Origin of the sequence: Microbacterium istanbulense, from assembly GCF_037204145.1 — a bacterium.
GTDB lineage: Bacteria > Actinomycetota > Actinomycetes > Actinomycetales > Microbacteriaceae > Microbacterium > Microbacterium istanbulense.
Window position 1 is genome coordinate 148,821 of sequence record NZ_JBBDGN010000005.1, and the last position, 23,882, is coordinate 172,702.

Annotated in this window: 22 protein-coding genes; 8 read left to right on the forward strand and 14 right to left on the reverse strand. The window is 67.9% G+C overall.

Annotated features, from left to right (window positions below; all coding sequences use genetic code 11):
* Positions 1–24: 24 nt before the first annotated feature.
* The 6 genes from WDU93_RS07240 to WDU93_RS07265 are packed head-to-tail and all read right to left on the reverse strand — an operon-like array spanning position 25 to position 8,582.
* On the reverse strand, positions 25–1,536 hold the full coding sequence (locus WDU93_RS07240; RefSeq protein WP_337319061.1) for an SDR family NAD(P)-dependent oxidoreductase: 1,512 nt from the start codon (positions 1,534–1,536) through the stop codon (positions 25–27).
* Positions 1,537–1,563: 27 nt separating this feature from the next.
* On the reverse strand, positions 1,564–2,322 hold the full coding sequence (locus WDU93_RS07245; protein ID WP_337319063.1) for an SDR family NAD(P)-dependent oxidoreductase: 759 nt from the start codon (positions 2,320–2,322) through the stop codon (positions 1,564–1,566).
* Between the two features lie 17 nt (positions 2,323–2,339).
* Complete coding sequence (locus tag WDU93_RS07250; RefSeq protein WP_337319065.1) at positions 2,340–3,485, reverse strand: ATP-NAD kinase family protein; 1,146 nt, start codon at positions 3,483–3,485, stop codon at positions 2,340–2,342.
* Between the two features lie 8 nt (positions 3,486–3,493).
* Complete coding sequence (gene gcvPB, locus WDU93_RS07255) at positions 3,494–5,080, reverse strand: aminomethyl-transferring glycine dehydrogenase subunit GcvPB (RefSeq protein ID WP_337319067.1); 1,587 nt, start codon at positions 5,078–5,080, stop codon at positions 3,494–3,496.
* The gene (gcvPA, locus tag WDU93_RS07260) at positions 5,077–6,477 is read right to left on the reverse strand and encodes an aminomethyl-transferring glycine dehydrogenase subunit GcvPA (protein ID WP_337319068.1); all 1,401 of its coding nucleotides are present in this window, start codon (positions 6,475–6,477) and stop codon (positions 5,077–5,079) included. Before gcvPA ends, gcvPB begins: the two co-directional genes overlap by 4 nt.
* Entirely contained in the window at positions 6,474–8,582 is a 2,109-nt protein-coding gene (locus WDU93_RS07265) for a beta-galactosidase (RefSeq protein WP_337319070.1), read from the reverse strand. The genes gcvPA and WDU93_RS07265 overlap by 4 nt, the downstream gene beginning before the upstream one ends.
* A gap of 147 nt (positions 8,583–8,729) precedes the next feature.
* On the opposite strand from WDU93_RS07265, the gene WDU93_RS07270 reads away from it, so the two are divergent.
* Positions 8,730–9,386 carry a GntR family transcriptional regulator gene (locus tag WDU93_RS07270; protein WP_337319072.1) on the forward strand — a complete coding sequence of 219 codons (657 nt, stop codon included), beginning with the start codon at positions 8,730–8,732 and terminating at the stop codon, positions 9,384–9,386.
* 11 nt (positions 9,387–9,397) lie between these two features.
* Here the strand turns inward: WDU93_RS07270 and WDU93_RS07275 are convergent, their stop codons facing one another.
* From WDU93_RS07275 to WDU93_RS07290, 4 genes are read right to left on the reverse strand one after another with little or no spacing between them, the layout of a single operon-like run.
* Positions 9,398–11,047 (reverse strand): amylo-alpha-1,6-glucosidase, encoded by a 1,650-nt coding sequence (locus WDU93_RS07275; protein WP_337319074.1) that lies wholly within the window; start codon positions 11,045–11,047, stop codon positions 9,398–9,400.
* Positions 11,034–11,978, reverse strand: coding sequence for a carbohydrate ABC transporter permease (locus WDU93_RS07280; protein WP_337319076.1), 945 nt, complete (start codon positions 11,976–11,978; stop codon positions 11,034–11,036). Before WDU93_RS07280 ends, WDU93_RS07275 begins: the two co-directional genes overlap by 14 nt.
* Complete coding sequence (locus WDU93_RS07285) at positions 11,975–12,931, reverse strand: carbohydrate ABC transporter permease (RefSeq protein WP_337319078.1); 957 nt, start codon at positions 12,929–12,931, stop codon at positions 11,975–11,977. Before WDU93_RS07285 ends, WDU93_RS07280 begins: the two co-directional genes overlap by 4 nt.
* A 2-nt stretch (positions 12,932–12,933) precedes the next feature.
* Positions 12,934–14,244 carry an ABC transporter substrate-binding protein gene (locus WDU93_RS07290; RefSeq protein WP_337319080.1) on the reverse strand — a complete coding sequence of 437 codons (1,311 nt, stop codon included), beginning with the start codon at positions 14,242–14,244 and terminating at the stop codon, positions 12,934–12,936.
* A 191-nt stretch (positions 14,245–14,435) separates the two neighbouring features.
* Here WDU93_RS07290 and WDU93_RS07295 point away from each other — a divergent pair, with 191 nt between their 5' ends.
* Genes WDU93_RS07295 through WDU93_RS07310 form a run of 4 tightly spaced genes read left to right on the forward strand, consistent with a single transcriptional unit; the run spans position 14,436 to position 17,052 of the window.
* Positions 14,436–15,506 carry a M4 family metallopeptidase gene (locus WDU93_RS07295; protein ID WP_337319082.1) on the forward strand — a complete coding sequence of 357 codons (1,071 nt, stop codon included), beginning with the start codon at positions 14,436–14,438 and terminating at the stop codon, positions 15,504–15,506.
* Positions 15,481–15,894 carry a protealysin inhibitor emfourin gene (locus WDU93_RS07300; RefSeq protein WP_337319084.1) on the forward strand — a complete coding sequence of 138 codons (414 nt, stop codon included), beginning with the start codon at positions 15,481–15,483 and terminating at the stop codon, positions 15,892–15,894. The genes WDU93_RS07295 and WDU93_RS07300 overlap by 26 nt, the downstream gene beginning before the upstream one ends.
* 21 nt (positions 15,895–15,915) lie before the next feature.
* Entirely contained in the window at positions 15,916–16,809 is an 894-nt protein-coding gene (locus WDU93_RS07305; RefSeq protein WP_337319086.1) for a VOC family protein, read from the forward strand.
* 18 nt (positions 16,810–16,827) lie between these two features.
* On the forward strand, positions 16,828–17,052 hold the full coding sequence (locus tag WDU93_RS07310; RefSeq protein ID WP_337319087.1) for a hypothetical protein: 225 nt from the start codon (positions 16,828–16,830) through the stop codon (positions 17,050–17,052).
* A 6-nt stretch (positions 17,053–17,058) separates the two neighbouring features.
* On the opposite strand, the gene WDU93_RS07315 is transcribed toward WDU93_RS07310, so the two are convergent.
* Positions 17,059–19,041 (reverse strand): BCCT family transporter, encoded by a 1,983-nt coding sequence (locus WDU93_RS07315; RefSeq protein WP_337319089.1) that lies wholly within the window; start codon positions 19,039–19,041, stop codon positions 17,059–17,061.
* Between the two features lie 64 nt (positions 19,042–19,105).
* On the opposite strand from WDU93_RS07315, the gene WDU93_RS07320 reads away from it, so the two are divergent.
* Complete coding sequence (locus tag WDU93_RS07320; protein WP_337319092.1) at positions 19,106–19,432, forward strand: hypothetical protein; 327 nt, start codon at positions 19,106–19,108, stop codon at positions 19,430–19,432.
* Positions 19,433–19,447: 15 nt separating this feature from the next.
* Here WDU93_RS07320 and WDU93_RS07325 read toward each other — a convergent pair whose 3' ends face one another.
* Positions 19,448–19,960: a hypothetical protein gene (locus WDU93_RS07325; RefSeq protein WP_337319094.1), complete on the reverse strand. Its 513-nt coding sequence runs from the start codon at positions 19,958–19,960 to the stop codon at positions 19,448–19,450.
* Between the two features lie 42 nt (positions 19,961–20,002).
* Here WDU93_RS07325 and WDU93_RS07330 point away from each other — a divergent pair, with 42 nt between their 5' ends.
* On the forward strand, positions 20,003–20,824 hold the full coding sequence (locus tag WDU93_RS07330) for a ribonuclease H family protein (protein ID WP_337319095.1): 822 nt from the start codon (positions 20,003–20,005) through the stop codon (positions 20,822–20,824).
* Between the two features lies 1 nt (position 20,825).
* On the opposite strand, the gene WDU93_RS07335 is transcribed toward WDU93_RS07330, so the two are convergent.
* The gene (locus WDU93_RS07335; RefSeq protein ID WP_337319097.1) at positions 20,826–21,860 is read right to left on the reverse strand and encodes a mechanosensitive ion channel family protein; all 1,035 of its coding nucleotides are present in this window, start codon (positions 21,858–21,860) and stop codon (positions 20,826–20,828) included.
* A 93-nt stretch (positions 21,861–21,953) separates the two neighbouring features.
* Here WDU93_RS07335 and WDU93_RS07340 point away from each other — a divergent pair, with 93 nt between their 5' ends.
* Positions 21,954–22,874 carry an SGNH/GDSL hydrolase family protein gene (locus WDU93_RS07340; protein ID WP_337319099.1) on the forward strand — a complete coding sequence of 307 codons (921 nt, stop codon included), beginning with the start codon at positions 21,954–21,956 and terminating at the stop codon, positions 22,872–22,874.
* 29 nt (positions 22,875–22,903) lie between these two features.
* On the opposite strand, the gene WDU93_RS07345 is transcribed toward WDU93_RS07340, so the two are convergent.
* Complete coding sequence (locus tag WDU93_RS07345) at positions 22,904–23,881, reverse strand: SRPBCC family protein (protein WP_337319100.1); 978 nt, start codon at positions 23,879–23,881, stop codon at positions 22,904–22,906.
* Position 23,882: the final 1 nt, after the last annotated feature.

Sequence of the window (23,882 nt, forward strand, 5' to 3'; positions counted from 1 at the left end):
TGTCGGACGCCGCCGACACGTGTGTCACCAGGGGCTGGGTTCGTAGTCCTTCAGGAAGACGCCGCGGATGTCTTCGCCCGCCTCGCCACGCACGATCGGGTCGTATACGCGTGCGGCGCCGTCGACGAGGTCGAGCGGGGCGTGGAAGCCCTCCTCGGCCAGGCGCACCTTCGTGTAGTGCGGACGTTCGTCGGTGATCCAGCCGGTGTCGACCGCGGTCATCAAGATGCCGTCGGTCTCGAACATCTCGCCCGCGCTGGTACGGGTGAGCATGTTCAGGGCCGCCTTGGCCATGTTGGTGTGCGGATGCCCCGGACCCTTGTACCGGCGCGAGAACTGACCCTCCATCGCCGAGACGTTGACGACGTACTTGCGGCGCGCGTCGGAGGCGGCCATCGAGGCGCGCAGCCGGCTGATCAGCAGGAACGGCGCGGTCGTGTTGGCCAGCTGCACCTCGAGCATCTCGAGCGGGTCGACCTGGTCGACCGACTGCACCCAGCTGTTCACGCGGTTCACGTCGGGCACGAGCCCACCCGCGTCGATCGCAGTGCCGTCGGCGTGCTTCTCAAGCGACGATGACCCGGGCGCCATCGCCAAGCGGGCGAGGTCTTCGGCGGTAAGCGCCTGCCCGCCCTGCTCGGCCACGGTGCCGCCGAGGGCAGCGACCGACAGCAGCGGGTGTGCGTCGACCGAAGCCTGCAGCGCCTGCGGATGCGGGTCGGCGGTGTGCCCGAAGGTCTCCATCTCGGGGAGGGGCCCGTCGGGCAGCGGCTGCAGTTCGGCGTCCGCCAGCAGCGAGTACGCACCGGGCGAGCGCCGCACGGTCTGCGCCGCGTTGTTGATGAGGATGTCGAGGGGGCCCTGGGCTGCGACGGAGTCGGCCAGGCCGATCACCTGTGCCGGGTCACGCAGGTCGATGCCGACCACACGGAGCCGGTGCAGCCAGTCGGCGGCGTCGGGCAGAGCCGAGAACCGGCGCACGGCGTCACGCGGGAAGCGGGTCGTGATCGTCAGATGCGCGCCGTCGCGCAGCAGGCGCAGGGCGATGTGCATGCCGATCTTCGCCCGGCCACCGGTGAGCAGCGCGCGACGTCCGGTGAGGTCGGTGCGCGCGGTGCGCTTGCCGTGGCTGAACCGAGCGCAGTCGGGACAGAGCTGGTGGTAGAACGCGTCGACGATCGTGTACGGCTGCTTGCAGATGTAGCAGTTGCGGGGCTTGATGTACTCGCCGGCGATCGGGGCGTCGACGACGCTGGAGGTGAGGTCAACGCCCCGCGTCTCGTCGTCGATGCGATCGGCGGCGCCGGTCGCGGTGGCGGCCACGACGGCCTTGTCGGCCTCGGCGATCGCGTCGCGGATCTCTTTGCGGCGCACCCGCTTGACGGCCTTGAACATCGCGGCGGTCGCGTGGCGGACGGCGACGAAGTCGGGATGCTCGTTGTCGATCGTGTGCAGCTCGGCGAGCACGCGCAGGGTCGTGGCGAGATCGTCGGGGTCGATGCCGCCCGCGACGTCTGCGGCGGGGGCATCGGTCATTGTCCCGATTTTACGCGAGGTGGCTGCCTAGGCGATGCCACCGCCGTCGACCACCAGCGCGGCGCCCGTCACGTACGAGGAGTCGTCGCTCGCGAGCCACACCACCGCCTGAGCCACCTCGCCAGGCTGCCCCATCCGCCGCAGCGGCCGGTCAGCCGCCTCGGCGAGGAACGATGCCTGGTCCTGCCCGAGCTGCCGGGCCTCGTCGCTCAGCATCCCGGTGTTCACATCGCCGGGGTTGACCGAGTTGACGCGGATGCCGGCGGGGCCATGGTCAATCGCGAGGGCCCTGGTCATGTTCACCACGGCGCCCTTGGAGGCACAGTACGAAATCGCCTGACCGCCGCCCTTGAGGCCCCAGCCAGACCCGGTGTTGATGATCGACCCGCCGCCCGCCGCTTCCATGATCGGCACGACGTGCTTGCACATCAGGAAGATCGCCCTGACGTTGACGCCGAAGACGCGATCCCACTCCTCGACCGTCGTCTCGACCGCAGTCGTGCGGCGGATGATGCCCGCATTGTTGAAGACGACGTCCACGCCGCCGAACTCGGCCTGTGCGGTAGCGACGACGCGTTCAATGTCGGCCTCACTGGAGACGTCGGCAGCGATCGCGACGGCCGTGCCTCCGGCCGACCGGATCTCCTCGGCGACCGCCTCGGCAGCCTCCGCATTGAGGTCGACGACGGCGACGGCAGCGCCCTCCGCGGCGAGCGCGAGCGAAGTCGCACGCCCGATGCCGCCGGCACCTCCGGTGACGATGGCCTTCTTGTTCTTGAGTCGCATAGGTCTTCCTTTCGGGTTCAGACAGGGAGGGGTTCCGCGGTCGAGACCGCGTAAAGGCTGCTGGTGCCCACACCGGTGATGACGCGCACATGTCCGGCGAGGGTGGCGTCGAGTTCAGCGTCGCCGGTGTCGACCAACAACGGACGGCCGCGCAGGTCGAGGAGCTTCTGCTCCGGCGCCACAACGAGCAAAGGGTCGCGGCCAAGGATGCGAAGCACCGCCGCCGAGAGTTGTTGGTTCCCTCGGCCGAGCAGAAAACCCTGGCCGCCGATCACGGTGACGACCGCCCGCGCGGGCCCCAAGCCGATCTCGGCCAGAAGCTGCTGCTCGCTCGCCCCGCGCACGCGCAACTCGCCGTCAAGCACGACATCGACGCCGAGCGGCGAACCGTCGACACCGAGCTGACGCGCGATCTCGGCAGTGGTCCCGCCGGGTCCGAGGAGGTAGCGGATGCCGGGGCGCATGAGCGCGATGACCCCGCGAGCGGCCGCGACGACCGCCGCCGCCTCACTCGCCGGAGTAGGCGACTTGCGCGCCTGTGTCCGGTCAGGGCGCAACGGAACCGGCAGCAGCGCGTACAGCTGTGGCTCAACACGGGCGTGGCGCATTGCCGCCTCGTCGATATCGAGCACCTCGCGCTCGGCCACCGGGAGCCCACCTCCGTCGACCCAGTCCGCGGCGATCGCACCGGCGGCGGCAGGACTGACCGCGAACACCGGCGAGTACATCTTCACCCCGGCCGGCACTCCGAGCGCGGCAGGCGTTCGCGCGCCCTCAGCCAGACCGGCGGAGACGTCACGCAATGTGCCGTCGCCGCCGACCACGAGCACCAGGTCGGCGCCGGCTGAGCAGACCGCCGCGGCAGCACGGGATGTGTCACCGGCATCTGTCGTTCCGGCGTCTCCCCCGGCGGGCGTGTACACGACCGCGGGTACGAGGCCAGACGCACGGACGGCATCGGCCCCCATAGCCCCGGCGGCGGTCACGATCGTGATGCCGGGATGCCGGGATGCCAGCACCCGCAGCGCGTCTCCCGCCCGCTCTTGCGCGCGGGCATGTGCGCCGCGCGCCACCGCAAGCCGCTGCACGTCCGCCCCGTCGGAGCCGGCCAGGCCCGCGGGCCCGCCGACGCCGGCGACAGGATTGATGACCAGTCCGATCATGGGCCGGACTACGCGCCCGGGCGCGCCGCTACCTCGGGATACTTGCGCAGGTAAGCCCGCCACGTGATCGCCCATCGGTCAGGGTCGTCGAGATCATCATGATGCGTGTGGTGCACCGTCTGGTTGTGCGGAGCGGTGCGCACCACATCGGGTTGCTCGCGCGCCTCGCGAGCCACCTGGGCGAGCGCTGCCACATACTCGTCGAGCTCGGCCTTGGAGTAGGACTCGGTGGGCTCGAGCGTGAACGGCTGCGGCACCACGTAGGGGTGGTGGCTGGTCCAATAGTGCATGCCGAAGTCGCTCAGCCGCACCCCGATCTCCTCCGAAGAGATGCCGGTCTGTTCGAACAGCTCCTCCCACGAGTAACGCACCTGCTCGATGCGACGACGGCCCCGCGCGTAGGGCGCGGAAGCCCCGGGGATCTCGAGCACTTTCGCCATCAGATAGTTGTTGTTGAGCACAGCCGTCTCCGCCGCGGCAAGCAACCCGGGCGCGCCCAGCGCGCGGATCCACGCGTACGCCTTCACGAGGGCGGGGATCACACCGTAGAACGGTGCCACCGCGCCGATGGAGAGTTCTCCGCCGTCGACGACGCCGAACGTGCCATCGTCGGCGCGCACGACGCGTGGCCCCGGAAGGAAGGGCGCGAGGGCGGCGCTGACGGCATTCGCCCCAGAACCAGGTCCACCGGACCCGTGCGGGGTGCCGAACGTCTTGTGCAGGTTGAAGTGGCACACGTCAAAGCCTGCGTCGCGGGCGCGGGTGATACCCAAGATGCCGTTCGCATTCGCCTGGTCGTAAGAAGCGAGCGCGCCCACGGCGTGGGCGGCGTCGACCCACTCGCGGATCGCCGGATTGTAGATGCCGGTGTCCTCAGGGTTAGTGACCATGATCGCGGCCGTACGTTCCGACAGCGCCGCCTTCAACGCGGCGAGGTCGGGGTAGCCATCGGCGTCTGGGAAGACCGTGATGACGTCGTATCCTGCGGCCTTCGCGGCGGCCGCGTTGGAGGGGTGGCTGAAGATCGTGGTGATGACTTCGCGACGCTGCTCACCCTCGCCGTTGGCCTCGTGATAAGCGCGGATCATGGCGATGTTCGCCCAGATCGCTGCCGATCCACCTTGAGTGTGGAGCGAGACTTCATCCATACCCGAGATCTCCGCCAGCATCCTCTCGAGCTGCCAGACGATCTCCAGCACGCCCTGCGCATCACCCGGGTCCTGATGCGGGTGCATCGCGGTCAGCTGCGGCACCCCAGCGAGCTGCTCGTTGATCTTGGGGGCGTACTTCATCGTGCAGGTACCCTGGCCAATGTCGATGTTGAAATCGGCGCCAAGGTTCTCCTGTGACAGGCGCAGATAGTGCTTGAGCACGCGCATCTGCCCCATTTCGGGCAGCGCCGGCGGTACCGAGCGACGGAGGGATTCGGGCAGTGCGGCGACCACGTCGCCGACTGCTTCACGAACGCCGGGCTCGATCTGAGAGACACGCACGCCGCGCTCCCCTGGGGTGGAGAGCTCGAACACGATCGGCTCGTCCCAGCGTGCCTGGTGGAAGCGACGCAGGGCCGGCTTGGGGGCGACGGGAAGGCTCACTTCGCCTGCTCCTCTCGGACGGGCGCGGTGACGCGCGGTGCGGATGCAGTGGTCTGCGCGATGAGCTCGGCCAGGCGGTCGATGTCGGCCTGCGTGGTCATCTCGGTGACGCACACAAGGAGCCGGTGCTCGCCGACGATCAAGCCAGGTTCTATGCCCTCGGCGCGGCCGGCGGCGACAATCTCCGCCGCCGGGACAGGGAGAGTCACCGTGAACTCGCGCAGGTGTACGGCGTTGTCGTCGAGCGAGACGCCCTCGATGGCTGACAGGGCCCGCTGCGCGTAGCGGGTGCGGGCCAGAAGCACCTCGCCGAGCTCAGCCATGCCTGCAGGGCCCATGAGGGCGAGATAGACCCCGGCGGCAATACCCCAGAGTGCCGCGGCAGTGCCGACCCATTCCTTGCCCTCCTCGCGGTGGGCAAACGACGTACGATCGTAGGCCACATCGCCGAATCCGTACTCTCCGGGCACGTCGGTCGTCTCCAGGCCGAACAGGCGCGAGGGCATCTCCATCACGAAGGCGGGGTCGTCGTGTACCGCAATGAAGCCGCCGTGGGCGCCGCCGAACCACTGATGCAAGCCGAGCGACTGAATATCTCCGGTGACGATGTCTGCTCCGGCGAGGGCAGGCGGCGCGAGCACACCGTACCCGATCGGGTCGGTGCCGACGACGAGCACGGCGCCGGCCGCATGCGCGGCGTCCGCGAGTTCCCGTAGAGACGCCTCGACGGCGCCGGTCGCACTGGGCGTCTCGACCCACACTGCTGCGACATCGTCACCGAGTGCCGCTCGCACCGCGGCGAGGTCGGCGGTGCCATTGGCCGTCGGCAGCTGCTCAAGCGTCAGGTGGGCCCGAACATAGTCCGTGACCTTCGACAGCTTCGCCGGCAGCACATCGCTGACAACGAGTACACGGGGTCGCGAGGTGATACGCCCGGCCATGGCGAGTCCGGTGGCAGCGGCCTGATACCCGTCGTAAGTCGGGACGTTCACGACGTCCATCTCGAGTAGCTCGGCCATGAGCGACTGGTACTGGAAGAGCGCCTGGAAGCGACCGTGATCCTCGTAGGGTTCTCCCGCGTACGCAGTCAGGAATTCGCTGCGTCCGATCACCTCGTCGACGACGGCAGGGACGTAGTGGTTGTAGGTCCCACCGCCGAGGAAGCTCAGGCGCTCCTGCGTGGAGTGGTTCTTGGCGAGCAGTCCGCGCACGTGGCGAGCGAGATCTTGTTCGGCGACGAGCGCGTCGGGGAGGTCGAGCAGACGCCGCAGCCGAAGTGATTCGGGGATGTCGGCATAGAACTCGTCAACGGATTCGGCCCCAACTGCGGCAAGCATCGCTGCCCGCGATTGCGGCGCCGTGTTGGGGATGTAGGGATGCACGAACGGCTCGGTCATGCGTCCTCCTTCGCGATCGGGGTGTCGGTGGACTGTGGGGTGGGCGCGAGCCGCGAAAACGGCACGTGGTCGGCGCGCGGCGAGGCGAGCACGGCAACCCCGTAGCGACCCAGGTCGAGCCGCTCGGTGTGCCGGATGCCGGTGAGCACGTCGGTTGCGGGCCGATCGAGGATGAACGACACCGGGGTGTGTCCATGGTTGAGATGGAAGGTGTAGTCGGTGTCGTCGTCGGCACGCGTCAGCACCTCGACGTCCGTGTCGACGTCGTCGCGGGTCGGCAGCCCCGCACCGGTAAGCACGTCGCGGAAGAGGGGGAGCATTCCGTCGGGTTCGATGATGGCGCTGACGTACCAAGCCGACCCCGCGCCGACGAGCCGGCGGGTGATGGCGGGGTGCCCGCGGAGCTCGCCGGAGTCGTACACGCCGCGCACCTCAGCATCGGCTTCCGCCTCGATCCATTCGCTCCAGTGCGGCACGCTGAGCCGCTGCCCGACGTAGTCGATGCTGACGGCAGCGCCGTCGGGGAGCGGCCATTGCTCATCGACCTCGACACCCAGCAGCCCACGCAGAGGTCCGGGCGCTCCGCCCTCATGCACCTTCTCGGTGTCGTCGACGACACCGGAGAAGGGCCCGACGACGAGATGGCCGCCACCCGCGACGAATGCTGTGAGCGCCTCCGCCTGGGGCAGCGTCGTTATGTACAGGTTCGGCACGAGGACGACGTCATAGCCGTCGAACGGCCCTGTCGCGCGAACGGCGTCCACCGGATGACCCAGGGTGTACAGCGCCCGATGCCACGCCCGCGCCTGCTGGTCCCACTGCAACCGCTGTGAGGGAAGCGACTCGACGGCACTCGTGCCCCACCATGAATCCCAGTCGACGACCAGTGCCACACGGGAGCGCACACGGGTGCCGCGCACCGGCTCGAGACGCGTCAGCTCGTGCCCGAGGGCGCGGGTCTCGCGGAAGCTGCGGGAGCGTTCGCCACGGTGGCCGACCATCGATGAATGGAACTTCTCTTGCCCGTAGCGGGCTTGCCGCCACTGGAAGAACATCACCGCATCGGACCCGTGAGCGACAGCCTGCAGGCTCTCGACGCGGATCTTGCCCGGGGGCTTAGGCACGTTCACGTCACGCCAGCTCGTGGCGCTTGCCGAAGACTCCAGCAGCAGCCAGGGACGCCCACCCTTGAGTGAGCGCATGAGCCCGTAGTTGAGCGCCGCCCCGATGTGGGAGGTGGGGTCGGCGGGCTCAGGGTACGCATCGTCGGTGACGACGTCTTCACGGGCCGCAAAGTCCCAGTAGTCGAGATCGCGGAACATGCTCATGAAGTTCGTCGTCACCGCGACGTCTGGGGTGACCTCGCGGAGCACGTCGATCTCGATCTGGAACAGTTCGAGGAGGGCGTCGGAGCTGAATCGCTCGAAGTCCAATAGCTGGGTCGGGTTCACGGGGCCCGGTGCCTTCTTCGGGGTGTCGATGTGCTCCCACAGCGTGTAGCGCTGACCCCATACATTCACACCCCACGCCTCGTTGAGTGCATCGAGGTTGCCATAGCGATCCTTCAGCCAGCGCCGAAAGTGCCGCGCGGATTCCGGGCACCAGCACCGCGAGACATGGTCTCCGTACTCGTTCGAGATGTGCCACATCGCCAGACCGGGGTGCTGACCGTAGCGTTCGGCCATGGCTCGCGCCATGCGTGCCACGTTCTCCCGCCATGCCGGCGCGGACGGGCAGTAGGTCTGACGCGATCCGAACTCCAGCCGATGACCCTCGGCATCCCACGGCGCCATTTCGGGGTGGGCGCGCAGCAGCCACGACGGCGGTGTTGCCGTGGCGGTGGCGAGGTCGATCTTGATGCCGTTCTCGTGCAGCAAGTCGAGGATGCGATCGAGCCAGCCCCAGTCGTAAACGCCGGGCTCGGGCTCAAGCTGCGGCCAGCTGAAGATGGGCAGGCTCACCATGTTCACCCCTGCCTCGCGCATGAGGCGGATGTCTTCCTGCCAGGTCTGCTCAGACCACTGATCGGGGTTGTAGTCGCCGCCGAAAGCGAGCGCATCGATGCGGACACGCCGCTCCGGTTGGAGCTCGGCCTCTGCGGACACGGACTACCCCTCTCTGGGTCGGCGGCGGTTGACGAACGCGGCTGTGGTGCAAACCTCATCCGCGTTGTATTCTGTATACACAACACTAGATCCTCCCCCGAAAGTCGTCAACCCATAGGCTGACGGGCAGGAGCGCGAAGGGATCCCATGGCCATCGAACGCAAGAATCTGCGCTCGCAGGTGCGCGAGGAGCTGCTCGCTCGCATGAGGGCCGGACTCGTCCAACCCGGCGAGGGCATCAACGAAGTCCAGCTGGCCGGCGAGCTCGGCGTGAGTCGCACTCCGCTGCGCGAAGCGCTGATCGCGCTCGAGTCCGAGGGCCAGATCGAGAGCGAGAACGGTAAGGGCTTCCGCTTCGTGCCGCTCAGCGCGGCGGAGTTCCGCGATCTCGCGCCCGTGCTCGCTGCGCTCGAAAGCCTCGCGCTCGAGCTGAGTCCCCCCGACGAGTTGCGCGTGATCGGCGCCCGACTGCAGGAGCTGGCCAGCGCATTCGTCGACGAACTCGTCGAGCACCGGTTGATCATCACCAAGGACGACGAGTGGCACAACCTCATGCTGTCCGCCTGCCCGAACACCCGACTGCTCGCTGTGATTGAGAGCGTGCGCACGTCGTTCCATCGCTATGAGTCGCTTCTCGTCCCAGAAGACGTGAAGATCGAGCGCGTCGCGGCCGAGCATGCCGAGATTGCCCGCTGCCTCGCGGACGGCGATATTCCTGGTGCCGTTGATGCCCTCAAGCTCAACTGGCTGCACGGCATGCAGCGCATTCTCGACAACGCCTCCAGCCCCTACTTCTCCGCCTAACAGACCCTCGCTTAGGAGAGCCGCACAGCCAGGTCGATGAACAGCGCGGCCGACCATCCGAACGCGGTGGTGGCCGTGGCGGCCCGTAGCCCTGTGTGGGGGTTGAAGTACTCGTGCGGCCCGCCGCCGTGGAGCACGAGCGCGACGGTCTGCTCACGAAGGTCGCGGGCGCGCTCCGCGTACCCCGAAGCATCCAATCCCTCGGCGATGAGCATGTTGGTGTTCACCCAGATCGGGCCACGCCACATATGCTCGGGCGAGAAGTCGGGGTCCGACGCCGCGACCGTCGGCAGCGACCACTCCAGCGCGTACCGCCGCGGATCGTCGATCGCGAGACGCAAGGTCTCCGCGATGGCGTCTGGGAGCAGACCTGTCAACAGCGGCATGAGACCCACGATCGTGTCGCTACTCTGTGGCTCGCCCCCGCCGACGGCGATGAATCGTCCGCGTTCTGCATCCCACATGCGCATGAGGGCTTCCTGCGTGGCAGCCGCTCGTTCGCGGAAGCGTGCGACGTCGGCATCAGGCTCATAGCGCTCGAGCAGATCAGCCAGCTCGAGATCCTGGCGCACGAGATAGGCACCCAGGTCGGGCGCCGCCGTGGGCAACGGGCCGTCGAAGATCGGGCTGTCGTCCAACCCCGACGAATATGGATGCCCGTACTCCGGCATCCCGTCATGGTCGAGATCACTGCCCGCGAACCACCAGTCCTGGGATGCGACAATTCGGGGCAGCTGCTCACGAGCAAACGCAGGGTCGTCCTGCGCCTCGAGCACTCGGCGCAACGCCCAGGCCGCCAGTGGGGGCTTGGTCAACGGCACGGGCACGCTCGGATCAGCGATCTGCGAACCGGCGCGACGCAATGTCGCACGATCGCTCTCGGGTAGATCATCGCTCGTGGCCAACACACCGCGCTCGTGCACGACGTCGGGCAGCTGCCCGTCGGGCTGCGGGAAGCGGAACGCGATCGCCAGCTGCTCGCGGGCGAGTGCGGGGTTTCCGTGGCACAACCCGACCGCGATGAAATAGGCGTCCCACTGCCACAGGCCCACGTAGCCGATCTTGGAGGGCACGATCGCACGGGCGTCGCCGAGCGACGGCAGCTCGACGATGTTGGCCCCCAGCACCCACCAGCAGAACGCCGTCATCGGCTGCAGGTCGGCGCGCACAGCAGGGCAGGTAGAGAACCAGTCATCCCAGACAGCAGCAGTCGCCCGCAATGCCGCCCCGTGGTCGCTTGGGCCGACGGTGACCCAGCGGTCGGCGCCGACGTGCAGCGCGACCCCGTCAACCAGCAAATGCTCCTCGACGGGCCCGTCCGGTCGCCGCAGGCGCACACGCAGGCCAGATGATCCTCCGACGCTCAGCGTCCGCTCGTCGGAGAAGGTGAGTGTAGCCGTCCCGCCCGGCCCGGTGAAGTACACGCGCGCCGGCCGCACGTCGTGGATGCCGAGAGGCCGTCCCTCGGCATCCAGCACCGTCAGCGCGTCGAGTACGCGGCACTCCTCCAGACCCCTCTCGTACTCGGAGGTGTGCACGCGCACACCGTCGCCTTCTCGAAACACCAGGACGCGCGATCGCGGGAGCGTGAAAGGCGCCGAAACGAGATCCAGGTAGTCACCGGCGAGTGCCGCGGCATCCAACATCTCAGCGACCGCCAAGGCCCGAGGCGGCCATGCTGTTGAGGATCTTGCGTTGGCCGATCACGAACACGATAAGCATGGGCACGGTGGCGATCGCGGAAGCGGCCATCACCAGCCCGTAGTTGATCGATCCCTGCTGGCCTTCGAACGCGTTCAGCAGCAACGGCACTGTGAACAGGTCGGGGCTGTTCAGGAGCACGAGCGGGAACAGGAACGCGTTCCACACATCGAGCGCCACGATGATGCTCAGCGCCGCCAGTCCCGGCTTGAGATTCGGGAGCACGACGCTCCAGAAGATGCGCCAGCGGCCAGCACCGTCGACAATTGCCGCCTCTTCAAGCTCCCGCGGCAGACTCAGCACGAACTGCCGCATAAGGAACACCGCGAAGGGGTTCGCCATGATGCCTGGAACGATGAGCGCCAGGTGCGAATCGACCCAGCCGAGGTTCGACATAAGGAGGTAGAACGGGATCAGCGTGACCTGCTTGGGAATCATCTGGGTCGCGAGGAAGAGGATGAACAGCACCTTGGCACCGCGGAACGGGATGCGCGCGAACGCATACCCGGCCATGGACGCGGTCAGCAGGGTTCCTGCCACCACCAGCACGGCGATGTAGGCACTGTTCAGGTACGCCTGACCGAAAGGCACAGCGTTCCAAGCAGTGCTGTAGTTCTCGAATGTCCACGGGTCAGGCAGGAACTGCAGAGGATTCTGCAGTAGCTGCTTGAGCGTCTTGAAGGACGTGAGCAGCATCCAGATGAACGGGAACACCATCGCGATGCCGGCGACCACGAGGGCGACGTGCAGCAGTGCTGATCGGAGGCGACGGCGGGCACGGTGACCACCCGCACCTCCGCGACCGTCGGGCCGGTAACCCGGCGCCGTAATCGCGATGGTCGAGTCGGTCGCGGGGGCAGGGGTGCTCAGGGCGGAGTCACGTGCGATCATGCGGGGTCATCCTCGTAGTGGACGAACTTCTTCTGTGCACCGAATTGGATCGCCGTGATGACGAGCGTGAGCAGCAGCAGGATGACGCTGGCCGCGCTGGCCGGTCCGAACTCGAACTTCGTGAAGCCGAGATCGAAGATGTGATAGACGATCGTGCGCGTGGCGTTGTCAGGGCCGGCGTTCTGCACGAGCACATACACAACGTCGAACGTCTGCAGCGACGAGATGAACGCGACCACCGATGAGAAGAACACGATCGGCGACAGCAACGGCAGGCGGATGCTCCAGAACAGGCGCACGGGACCGGCTCCGTCGATGCGGGCGGCCTCGATCACGGAGGGCGAGATGTTCTGCAGCCCGGCGAGGAAGATCACGACGTTCAGGCCCATGGACGCCCAGATCGTGACAATGCAGACGGCGAGGAGGGCAAGGCGGGGATCCTGCAACCAGTCCGGTGGGGTCACGCCGAAGATCTTCGAGATTGAGGTCGAGAGCAGACCGTCGGCGCGGAACATCTGCTGCCAGATCATCGCCACCGCGACCGTCGAGGTCACCACGGGGGCGAAGAAGAGAATCAGGTAGAGGGTGCGGGTCTTCAGCCGCTCGAGTGCGACCGCGACAATCACCGAGAGGCCGAGACCGATCGGCACGGTGATGATCGCGATGAGCAGGGTGTTGACGATGGCCCGACCGAGCAGTGGGTCCTGCAGCTGGTCGACGAAGTTCGCCAGGCCAACCCACGTGAAGTCGGTGAGGCCGTCCCAGGAGGCGAACGCGAGCACCATGCTTGCCGCGAAGGGCAGGACGACGAACACCGCCATGCCCACCAGCTGGGGTCCAACGAAGAAGTAGCCCCACCACCGGTCGCGCCGGCGCCACGTCGACTCCTTGCGCACGGGGGCGGATGCCGCAGGGTCGCCCCGAAGCATCCGCCCGTCTGTCAGCGTGCTCACGCCTACTCCGCCGCCTGTTCCTTGACCAGCTTCGCGATCGTGTCAAGCGTGGTCTGTGCGTCCGTCTTGCCCTCGTACAGCTTGAGGAATTCCTCCGAGATGGTGCCAGGCAGACCAGGCACGCGCGCCTCGGCGGGGTAGTCCTCGAACCCGATGTCGCGCATGTCGAGGAACGTCTGAGCGTGCGCGGGGTAGTCACCCTCGAGCACGACCTCGTCGGCGCCCTTGATCGACGGAACGGCGTTGCCGCCGCCCTGCAGGCGGAAGGTCTGGCCCTCAGCCGAGAGGAACTCGGTCCAGAATGTGAAGGCCGCATCCTTCACCTTGGTCTTGCCGTTGATGGCCAGGAACGAGGTAGCAACTCCGGTCGGTGCAGCAGTCCCGTCGGGGGTGGGCCAGCGCACAATGTCATAGCTGTCTTGCTCACCGGCCGCGGTGACGGTACCGATCGTGTACCGCCCCTGCACGAAGAAGCCCGCCTTGTGAGTCACGAACATGCTGTCGGCGCCGGCGCCGTCTGGCATCGTGTCGGCCAGGGCGAAAGTGCCGTCCTGGAACAGCTCACCGAACTGCTGCAGAGACTCCACCGTGTCCGCGTCTGTGTTCGCGGTGAATGCGCCGGCGTCGTCATAGGGCGCGGCAAGGCCCTGCGACGAGAGCCAGCTCCAGTGCGTGGCCCAGTAGTTCCAGTACATGCTGCCGATGAGACCGGCGTCGTGGAGCTTGGCGTTCATCTCGAGGAATTTCTCGGTGGTCCACTCATCGTTTTCGGCAAGAGTGGCCGGGTCTTCGGTGATTCCGGCGGCGGCGAGCGCCTCCTTGTCGTACCAGAACACGTCGGGGTTCGAGTCGTTGGGCGCGGCGTAGATCTCGCCGTCCTGCTCGGCTGCGCCGAAGAGCCCGGGGAAGAAGTCGTCGGGCTTGGTCTCGCTGGCGCTGGAGTCCATCAGTTCGCTGAGCGGCATGAGGCGATTGGATGCCACGAACTGACCGATCTTGTCGTCGCCGACGTAGAACACGTCGGGCGCGGTGTTGCTGGTCAGCTGGGCGAGCAGCTTGGAGTGGTAGTCGCCGTAGTCGGCCACCGGCTGCAGCTTCACCGTGATCTCGGGATGGCGTTCCATGAAGTCGGCATTGAACTCCTCGTAGCGCGTGAGCTCCTCAGCCGTGCCCCAGGTCGACCAGACGACGGTGGCCGAGCCGTCGGCAGCGACTCCGCCGCCACCCCCGCCGCCGCTGCACGCCGCGAGCCCCAGGGCCAGCGCTGCGGCGACACCTCCTGCCAGATACCGCGTCACGTTCGCACGTGCCATCTCGCTACCTCTTTCATCATCGGAAAAGATCGTGTCGGGAGAACCCTCAGGCTCGTTCGTATTCTGTATACAAAACTCAGAAGTGTCAAGGGCCTCTGGGCTCCGATACCATCTCGTGACCGCGGTTCAGGGTGCCGAATGTCGCACCCCCGGCGTATCGTCGCCCCCAGTCGGAGGGAACGGAGACGGGGATGAACACACAGCACGCACACGAGGTCACGGGGATCATCCCGGGTTATCTGCTCGCCAATCTCGCCGCATCCGGCCGCTTCACGCGCGCCGCCGAGGCCGCCCGGCAGACCCTCGTCGCCGGCCGGCCCGCCTACCACTCCACGCTTGAGCTCTCGATCGGCGAAGACGGATCGCTCATCGCCGAGGTGAGCGCCGCGCCCACCCGCACGATCTACGACGCGCAGAACACCGAGCAGTTGCCGGGGCTCATCGTGCGTGAAGAAGACGACGCCCCCGGGGCGGATGCCGCGGTGAACGAGGCGTACGACGGGCTGGGCGCCACCTTCCGGCTGCTGCTCGAGGCCTTCGAACGCGACTCTCTCGACGGTGCGGGGGCGCCGCTGCACGCCACCGTGCACTACGGCGTCGACTACGACAACGCCTTCTGGGACGGCACCCGTATGGTCTTCGGCGATGGCGACGGCGAGGTGTTCCGCGGGTTCACCCTGTCGGTGTCGGTGATCGGCCACGAGCTCGGACACGGGGTCATCCAGAGCGCCTCCGGGCTGGTCTACCAGGGCCAGTCCGGTGCCCTCAACGAGTCGGTGGCCGACGTGCTCGGTGTGCTCACCGAGCAGTTCTTGCGGGGACAGACCGCCGATCAGGCCACCTGGCTGGTCGGTGAGGGCATCTTCACGGATGCGGTGCAGGGGCGTGCGCTGCGCTCGATGATCGAACCGGGCACCGCCTATGACGACGACGAACTGGGCAAGGATCCGCAGCCAGGGCACATGCGCGACTACGTCGACACGCTCGAAGACAACGGAGGTGTGCACATCAACTCCGGCATCCCCAATCGCGCCTTCGCACTGACGGCGACCACACTGGGCGGCAACGCCTGGGAGCGCGCGGGGCTCGCCTGGTACCGGGCCCTGACCAGCGGCATCTCACCGCGGGCGACCTTCACCGACTTCGCCGAAGCCACCCTTGCGGCCGCGGCCGACCTCGGAGACGATGTGGAGGCGGCCGTCGCCGCCGCGTGGAGAGAGGTGGGGGTGTTCGAGGATGATCGAACCCGCTCCCCCCGGTAACCCGGGAGGAGACGACGGCGCAGCGGATGCCCGTGACGCCGACGACCGCGTCATCGTGATCGTCGTGCGCAGCGGTGGCCTGCTGGGGCGCAGCGTGCGCTGGGTCGCTGAGGCGGCACCACCCGAGACCGAGCAGTGGGTGACGCTCATCGAACGCTGCCCCTGGGATGCACAGACCGATGCTCCGACGGGCGCCGACCGGTACATGTGGCGCATCCGGGCGACGCTGCCCGGTGAGCGCCACGAGCAGGAACTGCCCGATGCCTCCCTCGACGGCCCCTGGCGCGACCTCGTCGACGCCGTGCGCGAGACCCCTGGATCCCGCGTCCCCCCGACCCCCTCACCACAGCCGGGAAGCACCCCCGACGATCCGGCCACCGGCCGCTGACACGACGACGAAAGGCCCACCATGCCGCAGAAGATCATTCCCAACCTCTGGTTCGACCACAACGCCGAAGAAGCCGGGGCGTTCTATGCCGCCACGCTGCCGCACACGACCGCCAAGGTCACCGCCCGGTACCCCGATGAGGTGCCCGACTGGCAGGCCTCGTTCGCGGGACAGGCGCTCGTCGTCGACGTCATCGTTCGGGGGTTCCGGCTGACCCTCATCAACGCGGGGCCGGAGTTCCGCCCCAACCCGTCGATCTCGCTCATGCTGAACTTCGACCCGCTCTTCTGGGACGGCGACGCGGATGCCGCGCGCCAGGCGCTGGATGCCACGTGGGCGGCCCTCTCCGACGGCGGAGAGGTGCGCATGGAGCTCGGCGAATACCCCTACAGCGCCCGCTACGGGTGGGTGCAGGACCGCTACGGCGTGAACTGGCAGCTCATGCTCACCGATCCGACCGGTGACCCGCGGCCGTTCGTCATCCCCCAGCTGCTGTTCACCGGCGCGGTGGCCGGCAAGGCCCGCGAGGCCGCAGAGCTGTACACGTCACTGTTCGACGACGCCGCCCTCGGCACGGTCGTCGAGTACCCCCAGGGCGACGACGCCGGCACCGTGATGTTCGGCGAGTTCCGCATCGGCGACCAGTGGTTCTCGATGATGGACTCGTCTTACCCGCACGAGTTCGCGTTCACCTGCGGCGTCTCGCTCGAGATCAGCTGCCGCGATCAGGCCGAGATCGACCACTTCTGGGACGCCCTGTCGGCTGTGCCCGAGGCCGAGCAGTGCGGCTGGCTGGCCGACCGCTATGGCGTGAGCTGGCAGATCATCCCCGAGAACATGGGCGAACTGATGGCCCGCCCCGACGCCTACCCGAAGATGATGGCGATGAAGAAGATCGTCATCGCCGACTTCTGAGCCCGAAAGGACCTCCGCATGGGCGTGTTCTCACAGCGACCGGAAGAAGAGCTCAACGAGTGGGCGGGCCTGCCCGCCGAGCCGCGTGACCCCGATGCCGCCGACGTGCTGGATGCCGCACCGGCCGTCGACCCGTTCAGCGTCGGGCTCGGCGCCCAGTACTCGACCGTCGCGTTCCCCGTCGCCGCCCCGGCGCCCGACGCCGCAGACGCGACGAATGCGGGCCCCGGGGACGACGACTGAGGCGGCTCAGCGCACCGGGTCGGGGTCGGCCGCGGATGCCTCGGGGTCGGCATCCGTCTCCGCCCTCTCCAGCGCGGGGGCGTCCACGACGCCCGACTCGAGCTCGGGTGCATCCGGGTTCGCTGAGGGGATGATGTCGATCGCCTCGGTCGCCGCTTCGTAGACCTCGGCGAGGGTGCCATCGACCTCGGCCTCGTCGACCCAGGCGAGGTCGTCGGACGAGTGGTCGTACTCGACCGGGACGAGCGCGAAGTCGTCGCCGTACTCCTCCAGACCCGCACGCACACTGTGCCGCACGGCCTGCACGGCGTACTTGTCGCGGAGGATGAGCGGATCGCTGCGCAGATCCTTCATGAACGCGACCATCATCAGCGCCATGATCACCGCGAACGGCAAGGCCGCGACGATCGTCACGTTCTGCAGCGACTGCAGACCGCTGCCCTCCTCACCCGAGACGAGCACGACGGCGGCAATGACGCCGACGAGGGTTCCCCATGTCGCCGCGACCCAGCGCGACGGGTCGGGGCGACCCTGCTGCGAGAGCGTGCCCATGACCAGCGACGACGAGTCGGCGCCGGTGATGAAGAAGATCGCGATGAGCAGGATGAGGCCGACGCTCGTGATGAGGGTGCCTGGCAGGTTTCCGAGCACGCCGAACAGCACCTCTTCGGGCGGTGAGGTCTGCAGCCCGGCGCCGTCCATCTGCTGCTGGATGGCCGTCGTGCCGAAGATCGCGAACCAGATCAGCGAGATCACCGCGGGCACGAGCATGACGACGGTCACGAACTGGCGCAGGGTGCGTCCGCGCGAGATCTTGGCGATGAACATGCCCACGAAGGGCGACCACGAGATCCACCACGCCCAGTAGAAGATCGTCCAGCCCGACAGGAACGTCTCGGCCGCCTCACCCTGCGACGCCGAGCGCGCCACGAGCTCGGGCAGGTCGCCGATGAACTGCACGGCCACCGACGGGATGACGTTGAGAATGAGCATGGACGGGCCGACGAAGAACACGAACAGCGCCAGCGCGAGCGCCGCCACGGCGTTGATGTTCGACAGCGCCCGGATGCCCTTCGAGACGCCCGAGACCGCCGAGGCGATGAAGCAGGCGGTGAGCACGGCGATCACGAGGATGAGGATGTCGTTGCCGACCGGCCCGATGCCGGCGATGATCTCGATGCCGTGGCCGATCTGCAGGGCGCCGAGGCCCAGCGATGCGGCGGTGCCGAAGAGCGTGACGATGATCGAGAAGATGTCGATCGTGCGGCCCAGCGGCCCTGTGGTGCGGCCCTCACCGAGTAGCGGGGCGAAGATCGACGAGATGAGCGGGGTGCGCCCGCGGCGGTATGCGCCGTAGGCGATCGCACCGCCGACGAGGGCGTAGAACGCCCAGGCCTGCGGACCCCAGTGGTAGAGCACCTGGGTCTGCGCGGTGTGCATGGCCTCGAGCGTGTTCGCCTCGACCGTGCCGGGTGGCGGGGTCTCGAAGAATGTCAGCGGCTCGGCAGCACCCCAGAACACGAGGCCGATGCCCATGCCGGCGGCGAACAGCATCGAGATCCACGAGAACATCGAGAACTCGGGCTCTTCGTCATCACGCCCCAGTGGGATGCGCCCGTAGCGGCTGTAGCCGACGAAGAGCATGAACACGAGCACGACCGTGGCGATCGTGGTGAAGAAGACGCCGAAGTACTCGAGCACCCAGTCGAGCACGGTCTGCGTGGTGCCGGCCAGGTTGTCGCCGGCGAGGATGCCCCAGGCGATGAAGCCCAGCGCGAAGGCCGCGGCGATGCCGAAGACAAGCGGGTCAGTGCGGTAGGTGCGGCCCGTGTCCTCCACCGCGACACCGGGCACGAGGGCCGGGTGGACGCTGCGCGGGGGCACCGTGGAGATGTCACGGACGATCCGGCGGGCGGTTTCGCCGGCGCGGATCGGTTGCGTCTGGTGGTGGTCGGAACGGGTCGTCTTGTGGTCGTCCGGAGTTCCCATGACAAACCATCCTGTCAGACGCGCCTGCCGGGGCCTCGGCGCGGGCGGGTTCTACACTGGCCGCATGCCGCATCCCGACGACGCCTCACGACTGCTTCAGCTGGCCCACGAGGCCCATGCCCGGGGTGACGCCCTGCTGCATCTGCAGCTCGACATCGCCCAGCTCACCGGGCAGACCTCGACGTGGGGTTCGGCCGACAATCGCATGATGCGCGACGATCACGTGGGCTACTTCCTCAGCGAGGTGGAGAAGATCGGCTGGCGCCTCGAGCACACCGGTTATGCCTTCGTGCAGAGCGGCGCGACGACCTCGGCGCGCATCTTCGGCACCGGCGAGGGCCAGGTCATGCACGGCGGCGTGGACGGGTACTTCACGTTCCGCGCCGTGTGACGGCATCCGCCCCGGTCAGCGCCCGGCGCGTTCGCGTTCTTCGATCGCGGCGTAGAGCACCGACAGGTCGTAGAAGCTGGGGTTCACGCGCAGCCGCTCGCGGCCGGCGCGCACCGTCAGGTGTGGTCGGGCCCCGCCGACCGTGCCCTGATACGAGGTGATGTCGTCGTAGCGGATGCTTTTCTCGCGCCCCCACAGGGTGCGGAACTGCACGGCGTCACGACCCGGAGCGATATACCGGTTGCGGTACGCGATGAGGAAGAGGATGCCGGTTGCCAGCACGACCACCGAGGCGATCCGCAGCGGGATGAGCTCGGGGCCACCGGTGGTGAAGGACGCGAGCACCATCATCGAGCCGATCACGACGAACACGGCTCCGACGATCGCGACCGTGCGTGGCATCCGCTGCCGGCCTGGGTATCCGCGCACGGTGTTCGGCTTGCCGCGCCCGACGGTGCGCCACACCATGCCGCCGACGATGACGGCGACGAGCAGCACCAGACCGAACTTGATCACGAAACCGGACACCCCTCGACGGTACCAACCTGCGCGGCACCGTACGGTGGAGGGATGACGATCACCGCCGCCGCAGACGGCTCCGCTCTGGGCAATCCCGGCCCGAACGGCTGGGCCTGGTACATCGACGACGCGAACTGGGCGGCCGGCGGTTCACCGCACGGCACGAACAATCAGGGCGAGCTGCAGGCCGTGCTCGAGTTGCTGCGCGCGACCGCGGCGACCGACGACAACCTCGTGATCGAGTGCGACAGCCGGTATGTGATCGATTCGGTGACCAAGTGGATGCCGGGGTGGAAGCGCCGCGGGTGGCGCAAGGCCGACGGCGCCCCGGTGCTCAACCGCGAGCTGCTCGAAGGCATAGATGAGGCGCTGCGCGGGCGCGAGGTGCGCTTCGAGTGGGTGAAGGGTCACGCCGGGCATCCGCTCAACGAGGCTGCCGACGAGCGAGCGAATGCGGCCGCGAAGGCCTACCAGCAGAAGGCCGAGCCCGCCCGCGGCCCCGGCTTCCGTTCGGCCCCTCAGAAGGCTGGGTCCCTGAGCCCGTCGAAGGGCCCCAGCGCCACCCAAAATGCTGGGTCCCTGAGCCCGTCGAAGGGCCCCAGCGACCCTCAAAATGCTGGGTCCCTGAGCCCGTCGAAGGGCCCCAGCGACCCTCAAAATGCTGGGTCCCTGAGCCCGTCGAAGGGCCCCAGCGCCGCGGCCCTCTGGGCCGAGGCATCCTCACTGCTCGACGGCCTCGATGACACCGCCCCCGCGGCATCCGAACCCCTCGACCTGCGCATCTCGCTCACGGGCGACGAGCACGCGCGCCTGCGCGATCTCGCCGATGCGCAGGGCGTCTCGCTCGAAGAGGCGCTGCGCCGGCTGATCTGAGTCAGCCCTCCAGCGCCACCCGGGTGCGCGGCAGTGCCTCGGGGTGCTCCTGCTGCAGCCAGGTCATCAGCTTCTCGCGCACCTCGCAGCGCAGCGCCCACTGGTCGTCGGAGTCCTTCGACGACATCACCAGACGCACGGTGACGTAACCGCCCTCCGAACCGGTGACGTACACGCTCTTGCTGCGGCGGTCCCACGCCGGCGAGGCGTCGAGGATCTCATCGAACTTCTCACGCAGAGCCTCCATGGGCACCCGCCAGTCGAGATCCATGTAGACGGTGCCGAGGATGGCATCCGATCGTCGCGTCCATGTCTCGATGGGCTTGGTGGTGAAGTAGCTGCAGGGCAGCACGAGGCGCCGTTCGTCCCAGATGTAGACGACGACGTACGAGAGGTTGATCTCGCCGATGCGGCCCCATTCGCCCTCGATCACGACGACGTCGCCGACGCGGATCGCGTCGCTGAAGGCGACTTGGATGCCGGCGATGACGTTGCCGAGGATCGACTGAGCGGCGAGGCCGGCGATGATCGATGCGATACCGGCGGATGCCAGCAGGCTGGTGCCGACCGCGCGCATCTCGGGGAAGCTGAAGAGGGTCACGCCGACGGCGACGATGCCGATCACGACGAGGATCAGGCGGTGGATGACCAGTAGCTGGGTCGTGCGGCGGCGTCCCTCCGCACCGCCGAGGCTGCCCTCTTCACGGGCGATCATCCACTCGAAGCCGAGCGAGACGGCTGCCGAGAGCAGCCAGGCGCCTGCGGCGATGGTGGCGATGAGGAACACGCGCGACACGGCGGGCCACCACGGCTCGTCGCCCGGCCACGACACGGAGCTGCCGATCCAGAGCGCCACGACGAGCGCGGTGAACGACAGCGCGTTCTGCACGCGTCTGCCGAGGTTGCCCACCCAGGCGATCTTGCGGCCGATGACGCTGATCAGCACGCGGATCGCGATGACGGCAATGGCGGCGATGGCCACGGCGAGCGCGATGGCGGCGACGGTTCCGATCCAGGAGTCCCATTCGAAAGGCATCGATCCACCCTAAACGGCGTCGAATGTGCGCCCGCCGGGTGCGCGCAGGAGTCGCCTCTTGTCGGCCCCCACCTGCGGGTCTACTGTGTGCGCATGAGCGCCAGATCTTCCCGATTCGGCCGCGCCCTCCACTACGCGACTGACCCTGTTCTTCGCACGGCCTCCGTCCTGGCCGCCACGGCATCTGCCGCACCCTCGCCCGCCCGTCGGGCGCTCGCGATCTTCACTTCTCTGCTTCTCGCCGCCGGGCTCGCCGTCGGTACCGCGGCTCCCGCTTCGGCGGGCAACGAGAAGGGTCCCGGTGGTGGCGGCGGCAAGCCGACGACCTCGGTGACCTACGCCGCTCTCGGCGACTCCTTCGCGGCCGGCCAAGGCGCCGGCAGCTATCTGAACACGAGCTGCTACGTCAGCTCGAAGGGCTACCCCGCGCTGATCGACGCCGACCGCAAGATCACGCTCGTCGCGCGCCCCGCATGCTCGGGCAGCTCGACCACCGAGGTGATCGGCCAGCAGGTGCCGCAGGTGCCCGTCGACACCGCGCGGGTCACGCTGACCGTCTCGGGCAACGACGTGGGCTTCGGCACGGTCGTGCAGAACTGCTTCGTGCTCGTGAACAACAGCGCCTGCACCACGGCGATCGCGAATGGCGATGCGATGGTCGCCAACGGCACGGTCGCCGCCCGGGTCGCGGCGACGGTGGATGCCATCCAGGCGAGGGCTCCGGGTGCGAAGGTGATCGTCACCGGATACCCGCGACTGTTCGCTCCGACCGCGACACGCGCCTATGCCCAGCAGGTGAACGCGAGCACGACGGCGCTGAATGCTGCGATCCGCTCGGGAGCGCAGAGTTCGGGCGGCGTGTTCGTCGACGTGGAGGCGGCCTTCGCTGACCACGGGATCGGCAGTGCGACCCCGTGGATCAACGACTGGAGCTGGCTGAACACCTCGGCCGGGTTCCACCCGAACGCGAGCGGATACTCGGCCTACGCGGCGCAGATCAAACTGGTCTGGTGACGCGGGCGTCGTGTTGGTGACGCGGGCGCTCAGACGGTGAGCACCTGCGCCTCCAGGCGGGCGAAGGATGCTTCCATGCCGTCGGCCATGCCGGTGGCGAGGATCATGTCGCGGGTCTCCTTGTCGGGGTACTCGATGAGCACGGTGACGAGGGTCGCGCCGTCTTCTTCGTAGAGGTTGAGGTCGTTGAGCGTCTCGACGGGCATCCCCTGCATCCGCTCGGTGGTGACCGCGCGGCGCGGGGCGTCGACGAGCAGCACTTCGCCTTCGAAGCCGAATGGCTCGCCCTCGGTGTCGCCGACGGGCGCCCACGAGTTACGGTACGTGTCGCCGGGTGCGGTGCCGACGACGCACTCGGTCATCTCCCACCCGTCCGGGCCGAGCATCCACAGCCGGATGAGGTCGGGTTCCATGTGGGCACGCCAGACGAGCTCGCGCGGGCCTTCGACGAGGCGGGTGATGCGCACGTGGGTGTCGTCGAGCAGTTCGACGCGGGTGCCCTTGCCCTGGGCGTAGTCGCGCAGATCTTGCAGCACAGCATCCAGCTGCGCCATCGCCATCCGCGTGCCCTCGACGGCGCCCATGGCGACGATCTGCTCAAGCGCCTCGGCCGAGTCGAAGTAGCTGGTGTTGACCATGCGGGAACCCTCGGTCGTGGGCTCGAAGGTGAAGGTCATGCGCATAGCGGGGAACCCGTCGAGCGGCTTTCCGTCGTCGTCGACGAAGGCGTCGAGCACCTCGAAGGCGCGCGGGGCATCGATGCTGAGGAACTCCCAGGCGCCGGCCGACTTTTCGCCCCGCGGGCCGCGCATGGCGTACTCGGCCTTGCCGCCGGGTTCGAAGTCGAATGCGGTGAAGGTGGCCGGCCACCCGGGAGGACCCCAGAAGCGCTCGAGCTGGCGCGGTTCGGTGAAGGCGCCCCACAGGCGCTCGACCGGGGCCGCGAAGTCGGCGATGACGGTCATCGTCAGCTTCTCGGGGTCGGTGATGATGTCGGTGACAGGCATG

What these genes read in the sequence shown, in the direction of transcription:
- WDU93_RS07240 (WP_337319061.1), bottom strand. Translation starts at nt 1,536, where the DNA reads ATGACCGATGCCCCCGCCGCAGACGTCGCGGGCGGCATCGACCCCGAC.
- WDU93_RS07245 (WP_337319063.1), bottom strand. Translation starts at nt 2,322, where the DNA reads ATGCGACTCAAGAACAAGAAGGCCATCGTCACCGGAGGTGCCGGCGGC.
- WDU93_RS07250 (WP_337319065.1), bottom strand. Translation starts at nt 3,485, where the DNA reads ATGATCGGACTGGTCATCAATCCTGTCGCCGGCGTCGGCGGGCCCGCG.
- gcvPA (WP_337319068.1), bottom strand. Translation starts at nt 6,477, where the DNA reads ATGACCGAGCCGTTCGTGCATCCCTACATCCCCAACACGGCGCCGCAA.
- WDU93_RS07270 (WP_337319072.1), top strand. Translation starts at nt 8,730, where the DNA reads ATGGCCATCGAACGCAAGAATCTGCGCTCGCAGGTGCGCGAGGAGCTG.
- WDU93_RS07280 (WP_337319076.1), bottom strand. Translation starts at nt 11,978, where the DNA reads ATGATCGCACGTGACTCCGCCCTGAGCACCCCTGCCCCCGCGACCGAC.
- WDU93_RS07290 (WP_337319080.1), bottom strand. Translation starts at nt 14,244, where the DNA reads ATGGCACGTGCGAACGTGACGCGGTATCTGGCAGGAGGTGTCGCCGCA.
- WDU93_RS07295 (WP_337319082.1), top strand. Translation starts at nt 14,436, where the DNA reads ATGAACACACAGCACGCACACGAGGTCACGGGGATCATCCCGGGTTAT.
- WDU93_RS07300 (WP_337319084.1), top strand. Translation starts at nt 15,481, where the DNA reads ATGATCGAACCCGCTCCCCCCGGTAACCCGGGAGGAGACGACGGCGCA.
- WDU93_RS07305 (WP_337319086.1), top strand. Translation starts at nt 15,916, where the DNA reads ATGCCGCAGAAGATCATTCCCAACCTCTGGTTCGACCACAACGCCGAA.
- WDU93_RS07310 (WP_337319087.1), top strand. Translation starts at nt 16,828, where the DNA reads ATGGGCGTGTTCTCACAGCGACCGGAAGAAGAGCTCAACGAGTGGGCG.
- WDU93_RS07315 (WP_337319089.1), bottom strand. Translation starts at nt 19,041, where the DNA reads ATGGGAACTCCGGACGACCACAAGACGACCCGTTCCGACCACCACCAG.
- WDU93_RS07320 (WP_337319092.1), top strand. Translation starts at nt 19,106, where the DNA reads ATGCCGCATCCCGACGACGCCTCACGACTGCTTCAGCTGGCCCACGAG.
- WDU93_RS07330 (WP_337319095.1), top strand. Translation starts at nt 20,003, where the DNA reads ATGACGATCACCGCCGCCGCAGACGGCTCCGCTCTGGGCAATCCCGGC.
- WDU93_RS07335 (WP_337319097.1), bottom strand. Translation starts at nt 21,860, where the DNA reads ATGCCTTTCGAATGGGACTCCTGGATCGGAACCGTCGCCGCCATCGCG.
- WDU93_RS07340 (WP_337319099.1), top strand. Translation starts at nt 21,954, where the DNA reads ATGAGCGCCAGATCTTCCCGATTCGGCCGCGCCCTCCACTACGCGACT.
- WDU93_RS07345 (WP_337319100.1), bottom strand. Translation starts at nt 23,881, where the DNA reads ATGCCTGTCACCGACATCATCACCGACCCCGAGAAGCTGACGATGACC.